This is a genomic window from Saccharomonospora sp., assembly GCF_027317685.1.
Classification (GTDB): domain Bacteria; phylum Actinomycetota; class Actinomycetes; order Mycobacteriales; family Pseudonocardiaceae; genus Saccharomonospora.
Genome location: NZ_DAHVQP010000064.1, coordinates 67,359 through 75,647 on the forward strand (window position 1 = coordinate 67,359; position 8,289 = coordinate 75,647).

7 protein-coding genes and 1 pseudogene are annotated in these 8,289 nt (G+C 67.9%); 5 read left to right on the forward strand and 3 right to left on the reverse strand.

What is annotated here, in order from left to right:
- Positions 1-14: 14 nt before the first annotated feature.
- Genes M7H19_RS07940 through M7H19_RS07950 form a run of 3 tightly spaced genes read right to left on the reverse strand, consistent with a single transcriptional unit; the run spans position 15 to position 3,998 of the window.
- The gene (locus tag M7H19_RS07940) at positions 15-932 is read right to left on the reverse strand and encodes an NUDIX hydrolase (RefSeq protein ID WP_012796396.1); all 918 of its coding nucleotides are present in this window, start codon (positions 930-932) and stop codon (positions 15-17) included.
- Positions 929-3,160: an RNA degradosome polyphosphate kinase gene (locus M7H19_RS07945; protein WP_082002371.1), complete on the reverse strand. Its 2,232-nt coding sequence runs from the start codon at positions 3,158-3,160 to the stop codon at positions 929-931. The genes M7H19_RS07940 and M7H19_RS07945 overlap by 4 nt, the downstream gene beginning before the upstream one ends.
- A gap of 40 nt (positions 3,161-3,200) precedes the next feature.
- A complete protein-coding gene (locus tag M7H19_RS07950) occupies positions 3,201-3,998 on the reverse strand; it encodes a 2-phospho-L-lactate guanylyltransferase (RefSeq protein WP_012796398.1) in 798 nt (265 codons plus the stop codon).
- 117 nt (positions 3,999-4,115) lie between these two features.
- Here M7H19_RS07950 and M7H19_RS07955 point away from each other — a divergent pair, with 117 nt between their 5' ends.
- The 5 genes and pseudogenes from M7H19_RS07955 to M7H19_RS07975 form a co-directional block, all read left to right on the forward strand.
- Positions 4,116-4,826, forward strand: a complete 711-nt coding sequence (locus M7H19_RS07955; protein WP_037308444.1) for a lysophospholipid acyltransferase family protein — start codon at positions 4,116-4,118, stop codon at positions 4,824-4,826.
- Positions 4,827-4,828: 2 nt separating this feature from the next.
- The gene (locus M7H19_RS07960) at positions 4,829-5,839 is read left to right on the forward strand and encodes an NAD(P)H-dependent glycerol-3-phosphate dehydrogenase (protein WP_012796400.1); all 1,011 of its coding nucleotides are present in this window, start codon (positions 4,829-4,831) and stop codon (positions 5,837-5,839) included.
- Between the two features lie 287 nt (positions 5,840-6,126).
- Positions 6,127-6,618 (forward strand): cysteine dioxygenase family protein, encoded by a 492-nt coding sequence (locus tag M7H19_RS07965; RefSeq protein ID WP_037308441.1) that lies wholly within the window; start codon positions 6,127-6,129, stop codon positions 6,616-6,618.
- A 148-nt stretch (positions 6,619-6,766) separates the two neighbouring features.
- On the forward strand, positions 6,767-8,158 hold the full coding sequence (locus M7H19_RS07970; protein WP_041322553.1) for a PLP-dependent aminotransferase family protein: 1,392 nt from the start codon (positions 6,767-6,769) through the stop codon (positions 8,156-8,158).
- Between the two features lie 10 nt (positions 8,159-8,168).
- A pseudogene (locus tag M7H19_RS07975) lies at positions 8,169-8,289 on the forward strand (D-alanine--D-alanine ligase A); the annotation flags it as partial.

An 8,289-nucleotide genomic window follows, 5' to 3' on the forward strand; every position in this document is an offset into this window, starting at 1 on the left:
ATCTCCCCCGAAGATCAACAGGGTTCGGGCAGCGCGGTGGGCAGGTAGTGAGCCGCCACGAGCCGGGGAGTGTCGTTGGTGGTGTCGAACGACAGCACCCACACCGAGCCCTTCTTGCTCGGCACCTCGCCCGTTCGTTTCCGGGGCAGCTCGACGCCGTGCCGTTGCGCCAGGGTGTCGAGCAGATCGGGTATGACACCGCCCTGGCTGCACACGACCGAGCTGGTGTGCGAGGCCGCTACGAACAGCAGCCATTTGATCCCGATCTCGGGGTTTTTGGAGTACTCCTCTTCCGAGATCGACGGTTCGATCTGCACCTCACCGTCGATGTCGTCGGCCACGGCACGTACCGTCTGGACACACCGCAGCCGGGGCGCCGAGTACACCTGTTCGGGGCGGAACGCGCCCAACAACGGCCGTAACGCCTCGGCCTGGCGGATTCCCGCGTCCGAGAGCGGACGGAGGTCGTCGTCTCCCGCCCAATCCTCCCGTTTACCCGCTTTGGCGTGCCGTACCAGCAGCACGGTGGCGGTGTCCGAAGGCAATCTCCCGGCGAGGTCACAGACGTCGCGGTCGCTGGGATAGGTCAGAAGCGATCGCGCCTCCTGCAGCGGCAGCCAGCGCAATTCGTCCACTTCCTCATTGGGGGTGAACTCGCCGGAAACGGTCTGCGCTGTGAAATAGTCCACCTTTTTCGGCGCCCCGTGCACGTCGTATTCGACGGTGGTGAGGAACTGGCCGAGAGCGGCGTCGAAGCCGGTCTCCTCCGCCACTTCTCTGACGGCGGCGACGGGGGAGGTCTCCCCGGGGTCCAGTTTTCCTTTCGGTAGTGACCAGTCGTCGTAATGGGGCCTGTGCACGACTGCGATCTCGGTCCCTGCGGAGGTTCGGCGACACAGTGCCGCCCCCGCGGCCTTCACGACCTTGCTCACCCTGAGGCTCCGTGCTTGCGCAGCATTTCCAACTGATGGTCACGGACTTGGCCGCTGTCCGTGGGAGAGGGTACCCATTCGCCCGTGGGTTGAAGGACCCAGCACCGGGTCATGGGGTCCAACGCGGAGTTGAGGACGGTATCGAGTTGTGCGGTGAGTTTCGGGTCGGTTACCCGCACGAGTGCCTCGATACGGCGGTCGAGGTTGCGGTGCATGATGTCGGCGCTGCCGATCCAGTGGGTGTTCGCTCCCCGGAAGTGGAAGATGCGGGAGTGCTCCAGGAAACGGCCGAGGATGGAGCGCACGGTGATGTTGTCGCTCAGGCCGGGCACGCCGGGTTTGAGGGCGCAGATGCCCCGCACCACCACCTCGACCGGGACGCCCGCCTGTGAGGCCCGATAGAGACTGTCGATGATCTGTTCGTCGACCAGGGCGTTGCACTTGATGCGGATGCCGGACGGTTCACCGGCCTTGGCGAACGCGATCTCGTTGTCGATGAACTCCAGCAGCCCCCGCCGGATGCCGTTGGGGGAGGTGAGGATGTTGCGGTACGTCTGCTGCCGGGAGTATCCGGTGAGGACGTTGAACAGGTCGGTCAGGTCGGTGCCGATGTCGGGGTCGGCGGTGAACAATCCGATGTCCTCGTACTGACGCGCGGTCCTGGGGTTGTAGTTGCCGCTGCCGACATGGCAGTAGCGGCGGATCGTGCTCCCTTCCTGGCGTACGACGAGCGCGATCTTGCAGTGCGTCTTGAGTCCGACGAGTCCGTAGACGACGTGCACCCCCGCGCGTTCCAAGGTGCGAGCCCAGGCGATGTTGGCGTGTTCGTCGAACCGTGCCTTGATCTCCACCAACGCCACGACCTGTTTCCCGGCTTCGGCGGCGTCGATGAGCGCGTCCACGATCGGTGACTCGCCCGATTCCCCGGACGTGCGGTACAGCGTCTGCTTGATGGCCAGGACCTTGTCGTCCGCGGCGGCCTGCTCGATGAACCGTTGCACGCTCGTGGAGAACGAGTGATACGGGTGCTGCACCAGCACGTCCCCCTCACGCAGGGTCGCGAACACGCTCTTGGGCGTCTCGTGCTCCCCGAACGCGGGGTGGGTGGCGGGGACGAACGGGGGGTGCTTGAGTTCCTTGCGGTCCAACGAGTACAGCTGATGCAGGCAGCTGAGGTCGAGCAGGCCCGGGACGGCCACCACGTCCTGGGGGTCGACCTCCAGTTCGCGCAGCAGGAGTTCGAGCACGTGCTCGCTCATGTCGCTGGCGACCTCCAGCCGCACGGGCGGGCCGAACCGACGTTGCGCGAGTTCCCGTTCCAGAGCCTGGAGCAGGTCCTCGTCGCGGTCCTCCTCGACCTCGAAGTCAGCGTTGCGGGTGACGCGGAAGACATGGTGTTCGCTGACCTGCATCCCGCTGAACAGCTCGTCCAGGTGCGCGGCGATGAGTTCCTCCAGCGGAAGGAACGTCGCGGTGCGGGCATCCCGGCTGGTCTCGATGCGGACGAGCCGGGGGACGTTGTTGGGCACCTTCACCCTGGCGAACCGTTCGGTGCCGTCCTCGGGATCGCGGACGGTCACGGCGAGGTTGAGCGAGAGGCCGGAGATGTAGGGGAACGGATGCGCCGGGTCGACGGCCAGCGGGGTCAACACAGGGAAGACCTGCTTGGTGAAGTACTCCGACATGCGGGTTCGTTCCTCGCCCCCGAGGTCGGCCCAAGCGACGATGCGGATACCGGCCTCGGCCAGTGCGGGCCGCACCCCCTTCTCGAACGCCTGCGCGTGCCGCTGCACCAGTTCGGCGTTCCGTTCGGCCACGTAGGCGAGCTGCTCGGAAGGGGTGAGGCCGTCGGCGCTGCGGACGGGCAGGCCGGTCTGTTCGCGGCGTTTCAACCCGGCCACGCGAACCATGTAGAACTCGTCCAGATTGGACGCGAAGATGGCGAGGAACTTGGCGCGTTCCAGCAGTGGCTGGGATTCGTCCTCGGCCAACGCCAGCACCCTCGCGTTGAAGTCCTGCCAAGAGAGTTCCCGGTTGAAGTAACGGTCGGCCGGAAGCGTGTTCTCGGTGGGGTCGACGTCGGTGGCGGCGGGAGGCGCGGACGGTACCGGGCAGGCGCGGCTGGTGTTCGCCCCGGGCGGCGGCGTGGTGGTGGCGGACCGACGCCCCGGGTCGTTGTCGCTCTGGTCGAATCCGGTGGCCGGGGATGCCTGGGTCTCATCGCTCACACGACCATTGTCCCTTATGAGCGGGTGTTTTTGCCCCTACTCAGGACGGTAGACAGACCCGGTCGAGAACGGTTCGGGTGCGCTCTCCCAGCCCCAGCAGGCGAGCGTGTTCCAGGTCACCCGGAGTGTCCACGTCGGTGCGTAGTGAGGGCAGCGGCGCCGACAACGGCAACGCACCCGAAAGCGCGTGTGCCCGAGCCGACCCCGGGCCGAAGTGGGGATCGAGGCGTTGTCCCGGTGCGGACAGCAACAGCGTGGTGCCGCTGCCGTGTCGATCGGCGGTGAACGCCCTACGCCCGTCGGCGGCGGCGAGGGCGGCGGCGAGTTCGTCAGGGCGTAATGCGGGCAGATCCGCCTGGAGAGCGCCGATGACGCATCCCGGGTCCGTGGCTCGCAACACCCGTTCCCCGGTGCGCAGAGCCGCGTTCAGGCCGGTGTTCGCGGCGTCCGCGCCGTCGGTCGTGCCCACCGGCCCCGCCGCGCCATTCCCCGCCCCGTTGCGTCCGGACGGGGCTCCATCGTCGCTGTCGCTGCCGTCGCTGTCGTCGCCGTCGTCGTCGCTGTCACTGTCGTTACCGATGTCGCCGGTGTCGTCGGCATGTTCGCCGACGACGTCGACCCCCAGCTCCCGCAACGCCGTCAGTGCCGCGGGGACGGAGCTGACGACCAACACCCGGCGTACACCCGGTGTCGCGGTGGCTGCGCGCAGTGTGTCGAACGCGAACGCGAGCACGAGTTCGGCGTGCCGGTGGTCGCTCACCGGACAGCCCAGGCCGTCCCTCAGCCGGGACTTGCCCCTGCTCGGTTCCTTGAGCGGCACGATCAGGTCGACAGCCACACCACCATTCTTTACTGGAGAGTGGATACGGTCGCGGTCAGGAGGCCGTGCAGGACTGTGGGAGGATCGTTCGGACGCGTCGGAGACGATGGGAAACGGACGTCGGGAGGAACAGCCTTGGCAGATCGCGAGAAAGGTGGCTTCTGGGTCGGCGCCGCCGCGGCGTTGTTCTACCCGCTGACCTGGATGGGCCGCAGTGTGTACCGCAACGCGGAGCGCATCCCGCGGAGTGGACCCGCGCTGCTGGTGCTGAACCACATATCGCACTTGGACCCCGCGGTGGACGCCGTCTTCGTGCACCGGAACGGGCGCGTGCCGCGGTTCATGGCCAAGGACAGCCTGTTCCGGACCCCGATCTTCGGCAAGATCATCGCGGGTTCGGGCGGCATCCCGGTGTATCGGGACTCCAGTGATGCGGGCGACAGCCTGCGGGCGGCGCACCGCACCCTGCAGGAGGGCAAGATCGTGGTCATCTATCCCGAGGGGACGATCACGAAGGACCCCGACGTGTGGCCCAAACGGCCCTACACGGGTGTGGCCAGGTTGGCTCTGGAAAACGACGTGCCGGTGATCCCGATCGCCCGCTGGGGCACGCACCAGATCTGGAACGGCTACACCAAGAAGTTCCGCCCGTTGCCGCGCAAGACCGTGTACCACTACGTCGGCGAGCCGGTGGACCTGTCCGCGTATCGGGAGCGGAAACGTGATCAGGCGCTGCTACGCGAGGTCACCGAGCTGATCATGGACCGAGTGCTGGAGCAGCTCGTGGAGATTCGGGGTGAGCAGCCGCCGTCACGTCATCGGGACAGTGCGGAGGGACGCGCCTGACGATGTCGGTGCAACGTGTGACGGTGCTGGGCGCGGGCTCGTGGGGCACGACGTTCGCGAAGGTCCTCGCGGACGCCGGACGTGACGTCACCTTGTGGGCACGGCGAGCCGAGGTCGCCGACGAGATCCGCACTCAGCACACCAATTCCTCCTACCTGCCCGGGGTCCGGCTTCCCGAGCGGCTGACGGCCACCTCCGACGCGGCGACGGCGTTGGAGGCGGCGGACGCCGTGGTGTTCGCCGTACCCAGCCAGAAGCTGCGGGAGAACCTCGCCGCATGGCGGGATTTGCTACCCGCCGACGCCATCCTCGTCAGCCTCGCCAAGGGCGTGGAACTCGGCACGCTCAAACGCATGAGCGAGGTCATCTCGGACATCACCGGGGTCGAACCCGGTGATGTGGTCGTGGTGTCCGGCCCCAACCTCGCCAAGGAGATCGCGCAGCAGCAGCCGGCGGCGGCGGTGCTGGCATGCGCCGACCACGATCGGGCCGTGGCCATCCAGCAGGCCAGTTTCAACTCCTACTTCCGTCCGTACACCAACACCGACGTCGTCGGCTGCGAACTCGGTGGTGCGTGCAAGAACGTCATCGCGTTGAGCTGTGGCATGGCGGCCGGGCTGGGCTACGGGACCAACACGATGGCCACGCTGATCACCCGGGGGCTCGCGGAGATGGCCCGGTTGGGCGCGGCACTCGGTGCGGATCCGCTCACGTTCGCCGGGCTCGCGGGCGTCGGCGACCTCGTGGCGACCTGTTCGTCACCCCTGTCCCGCAACCGCACGTTCGGTGAGCGCATCGGTCGCGGCGAGACGATGGAACAGGCCCGGGCTGCGCAGGGGGGACAGGTGGCGGAAGGCGTGACGTCCTGTCGCTCGATCCGGGAGTTGGCGCGTCGACTCGACGTCGACATGCCCATCACCGACGCCATGTACCGCGTGTGTCACGAAGGGGTCGATCCCGGCACGGTCGGCGCGGAACTGTTGGGGCGCAGGCAGAAACACGAATGGTCGTGACGGCCACTCGGTTCGTTTCGCGGCTCGTGGACCGGTGTCAAGCCCCGTCCACGAGCCGATTCTGCGTTTGACGCGGCTCGGTGGCTCTGTTTGCCTGGGCCTATGTCAGTCATCGGTGCGTCGAATCCCCTGCCGCGTTCGCGGGATGTCCTCGTCCGCACCTGTTCGGGGCGCTGCTGTCGCTGTTGTCGGTGATGCCACGCCGCGCGTGAGGACACGCGTGTGCTCTTTTCGTACGTTCGTCGCCCTTTTTTCGCATTCTTAGCTGATATCGAGGATTCCCACGTATGTTCGCCGTGCCCGAGAACACCATCGCGCCCCTGCCCGCTGATGTGCTGTCCCGCCATCCCGTGCGGACGGCCATGGAGTTCGCCGCCGATCGAGGCCGTTGGCGCTCGCTGCTGCGTTACGACCCGGACGAACGGTTCGCCGTCCTGGTCGACACCGTGGGTGGACACCGGGTGTGGTTGCTGTCCTGGTTGCCCGGCCAGGCCACCGTTGTGCACGACCACGGTGCCACCACGGGTGCTTTCACCGTGGTCAGCGGGGAACTCGTCGAAACGGTCCACCGGGACGGGTCGCCCGGCGTGATGGCGGAGACACACGTGGTGCGGGCCGGGAGTTCGCGGGTGTTCGGACCGGGCTACGTGCACCGGGTCCGTAACGTCGGTCCCGATCCCGCCGTGAGCGTGCACGTCTATCAGGACGGGGACAGGACCGTGCGTCCCGTGCGGTGGTCGGACGCGTGCCCGAAGGCGGTGACCGCGACGGACGCGTAGTCGACGGCGGTTCGACGGGCGGGAGGTCGGGAGATCCCCGCACGCCATGGCGCATCGTGGAAAGGCCGTGACAGAACGTCGCAGTGGCATGATGAAGTGGCCACGTTGACAGGATCAGGTCAGTCCACTTGAGGCGAAGGTGGCCCCGATGCGTGCGGATGCGGTTCAGACGGTTGTGCCGGTGACGTTGGACCGTTCCTCGTCGGTGCCGCTGTCGGTGCAGCTCGCCGACGCCTTGCGGGAGGCCGCCTCGGCCGGGCATCTGAGGGGAGGTGACCGACTCCCGTCCACCCGGGCCCTGGCGGCCAGCTTGGGCGTGAGCAGGGCCGTCACCTCGGCCGCCTACGAACAGCTGCACGCCGAGGGGTGGATCGTCGGTCGCCACGGTTCGGGCACCTACGTCACCACCTCGCCGCCCACACCGGTGGCCCGCCGCCGGGGCGCGGTGGACGTCGACCGGAAGCCCACACCGACACTGCTGGCGCTGACCCCCGGTGTTCCCTGGGCCGAGGGCCTCGACCGGGCCGCGTGGCGGCGGGCCTGGCGCGTGGCGGCCGACACGCCGCCGTTGTCGGTGGCCGAACGCGCGGGGATCGTGGAGTACCGCGCTGCCATCGCCGAACACCTGCTCCGTCACCGGGGTTTGGACGCAGCACCCGAATCCGTGCTCGCCACCGCGGGCACGACCGCCGCCGTCGCGGAACTGGCCGCGGCCATGCTGCGCCCCGGTGACCTCGTGGGGGTGGAGGAACCCGGATATCAGCGGGCGGTGGAGGCGTTCCGCCGAGCGGGCGCGCGGGTCGCGCCCGTGGCGGTGGATTCGGAGGGGCTCCGTCCCGACGCGATACCCGACGGCGTGCGTATGGTGTTCTGCTCCCCGGCACACCAGTACCCGCTCGGCGGCAGGATGAGCGCGGCCCGTCGCGTGGAACTCGTCGAACGTGCCCGAGCCCAAGGTTTCCTGGTGGTGGAGGACGATTACGACGGTGAGTTGCGTTACGACGTCGCACCGTTGCCGTTGCTCGCCTCACTGGCACCCGACGTCGTCGTACACCTCGGGACCACCAGCAAGATCCTCACCCCGACGTTGGGGGTGGGGTGGATGGTGGCGCCGCCCGCCGTCACATCCGCCGTGCTGGCTTACCGGGACGACACGGGCACCCGGGCGTCCCCGGCGGGCCAGTTGGTGTTCGTGGAACTGGCGCGGCACGGGGACCTCGGGCGGCATCTGCGGCGGCTGCGCAGAGAATTGTCCGAGCGCCGTTCCATGCTCGTCACCGCGCTGCAGGAGGCGGACATCCCCGTCCTCGGGGACGACGCCGGGGCACATCTTGTGATTCCGCTCGCTTCCACCCGGGAGGAACGAGAACGCCTGGAGGCGGGACGCGAACGTGGACTGTTGCTCGACGGATTGGCGCGACACTTCGCGGGCACTCCCACCACTGCGGGCATCGCTGTCGGATACGCGGGCTGCTCACGCGAGACGCTGCGGAACATCCTCGGGGTGCTCGTCGACATACTCCATCCGACGCGAAGGTAGGGTGCCGCCCATGAGTAGCCGTAAGACCCGAGTGGCCGTCGTCTTCGGCGGTCGAAGCACCGAGCACACCATTTCCTGTGTGTCGGCGGGCAGCATCATGGCGAACCTCGATCCCGACCGGTTCGAGGTCG